This window comes from Bacillus cereus group sp. BceL220 (assembly GCF_051776965.1).
In the GTDB taxonomy this organism is placed as follows: domain Bacteria; phylum Bacillota; class Bacilli; order Bacillales; family Bacillaceae_G; genus Bacillus_A; species Bacillus_A cereus.
The window spans coordinates 1-1,687 of record NZ_JBPWBC010000045.1; the positions used below are offsets into that span (position 1 = coordinate 1).

Consider the following 1,687-nt stretch of genomic DNA (forward strand, 5'->3'; position numbering starts at 1 on the left):
TTCTTGAGCTTTACGGTTAGCTTCTTCCTGAGCTTTACGGTTAGCTTCTTCCTGAGCTTTACGGTTAGCTTCTTCCTGAGCTTTACGGTTAGCTTCTTCCTGAGCTTTACGGTTAGCTTCTTCCTGAGCTTTACGGTTAGCTTCTTCCTGAGCTTTACGTTGAGCCTCTTCCTGAGCCTTACGGTCAGTTTCTTCTTTAGCTTTACGGTCAGCTTCTTCCTTACTCTTTGTGTCTGCTGTATCTTTTTTAGTATCTTGTGAAGTGGCAACTTTGGTGTCTGCCTTTTTTACAGTTTGATTGGAAGGTGATTTTCCATCAATAAATACAATACTCATTAAAAAGAAAGCTAGTGCTAGATATAAATATGAATATACTACTTTCTTTCTGGTTTTAATTTGTATTTTGGGTAACACAAATTGTGGCTTAATTAATCCAATAATTAAAGCAAGTAAGCTTAACGAAAATCCCAAAAAACCAATATTAACAAGGGCAGGGCGGATAGAATTTGGAATAATTGCTTGAAGTATTAAAAATAAAATAAAGATATAAACAATGGAAGCAATAAACATTTTCCATGCGGTTTTAGAGCGATAACCAAAAATTTTTCTCCAGTTCATTTAAGAACCTCCTTATCTAAGATACTAGATTTTGCTTACGAATTATAATAATGTAATGATTTAATATTGAGATGCAACTCATCACCTCTCATTTAATAAAATTAATGTATTTATGTAACAAATATACATATGTAAGCATATCATTGTCGTTAACAAATTTTCCATTTTTTTATTTTCATTATGTCTTGTTTACAGCCCTTCCCGAACGAGAAAGCCCCTCGCCTTTAGGCATGGGATGAAAGTGAGGTTGGATAAGGAGTGCACTAAAAACCGCAAGGTTTGTGGCACTCTAAGTATCCAAAATGTTGGTATCTTTTATTTTTTCATCTTTCATGTTGCAGCTTTGTTATCCAACTGATACAATGCGAACATGATGAATGATTATAGAAGAACCAAAACAACCGTGTCATTAATTAACTATCATTTTGTGTTTTGCCCGCGATACAGAAGAAAGATTTTTCTTAACACAAAAGTAGAAGAACGTTTTAAGGAGTTGGTTCAAGAAATATGCGGAGAATTGGATATTTCTATTGTTGCAATGGAATGCGACAAAGACCACGTTCACTTGTTCTTAAATACACCACCAACACTTAGTCCTGCTGATACAATGGCAAAAATTAAAGGAGTGACATCAAAACGTTTGAGAGAAGAATTTCCACATCTTCAACACTTGCCGAGCCTATGGACGCGTTCTTATTTTGTTTCTACTGCTGGAAGTGTATCAAGTGAGACAATAAAACATTATGTTGAAAATCAAAAAACGAGGGGGTGAAACTTGTGCCACAAACCATCACGGTTAAAGTTAAATTACTTCCAACAAAAGAACAAATCATGCTATTGGAACAAAGTAGCCACGAGTATATAAAAGTCATTAATGCCCTTGTATCTGAAATGGTTGAAGCAAAGAAAAGCACGAAGAAAAGTACAAAGGATATTGAGGCCAATATCCCAAGTGCGGTGAAAAATCAAGCAATTAAAGATGCGAAAAGTGTGTTTTCTACAAAGGTGAAAAAGAGTAAATACAAAATCGTTCCGATTCTAAAAAGACCTGTTTGTGTATGGAATAACC

At 35.0% G+C, this 1,687-nt stretch carries 2 protein-coding genes and 1 pseudogene; 2 read left to right on the forward strand and 1 reads right to left on the reverse strand.

Annotation, left to right across the window (positions count from 1 at the left end; all coding sequences use genetic code 11):
* The coding region (locus ACS2FK_RS30365) for a protein TolA (RefSeq protein WP_438899973.1) at positions 1–618 on the reverse strand (618 nt) is incomplete at its 3' end.
* Between the two features lie 370 nt (positions 619–988).
* Between ACS2FK_RS30365 and tnpA the strand changes: the two genes are divergently transcribed.
* Together tnpA and ACS2FK_RS30375 are read left to right on the forward strand one after the other, a co-directional pair.
* Positions 989–1,390 (forward strand): IS200/IS605 family transposase, encoded by a 402-nt coding sequence (gene tnpA, locus ACS2FK_RS30370; protein ID WP_015406646.1) that lies wholly within the window; start codon positions 989–991, stop codon positions 1,388–1,390.
* A 5-nt stretch (positions 1,391–1,395) separates the two neighbouring features.
* A pseudogene (locus tag ACS2FK_RS30375) lies at positions 1,396–1,687 on the forward strand (RNA-guided endonuclease TnpB family protein); the annotation flags it as partial.